This window comes from Mesorhizobium sp. M7A.F.Ca.MR.148.00.0.0, assembly GCF_003997735.1.
GTDB lineage: Bacteria > Pseudomonadota > Alphaproteobacteria > Rhizobiales > Rhizobiaceae > Mesorhizobium.
In genome coordinates this window covers 1-338 of record NZ_RZTB01000459.1, presented here as the reverse complement: position 1 = coordinate 338, position 338 = coordinate 1, and the positions used below count along the sequence as shown (strand labels likewise).

Annotated in this window: 1 pseudogene; it reads right to left on the bottom strand. The window is 66.0% G+C overall.

Going from position 1 to position 338, the window contains the following annotated elements:
- Positions 1–338, bottom strand: a pseudogene (locus EOB49_RS34935) (NAD(P)-dependent alcohol dehydrogenase); the annotation flags it as partial.

The following is a 338-nucleotide window of genomic DNA, read 5'->3' as shown; positions in this document are numbered from 1 at the left end:
AGGTGACGGCGGCGACATGGCAGCCGAGCAGCTTGGCGAACTGCAGTGCAAAGAGTGAGACGCCGCCCGAGCCGACGACCAGAACCCATTGGCCGGGCTTCGGAATTCCGGCGCCCGTCACGGCATTCCAGCCGGTCAGGCCGGCACAGGTCAGCGTTGCCGCCTCATGCCAGTCGAGATGATCGGGCAAGCGCACCGCCCATTGTTGGTCGAGAACGGCGTATTCGGTCAGCATGCCATCCAGCGTGCAGCCGAGTTGGTCGACGAGCCCGGCATGGATGCGGCCGTCGATCCATCGGGGGAAATAGCTGCCGGTCACGCGGTCGCCGACGGCAAAG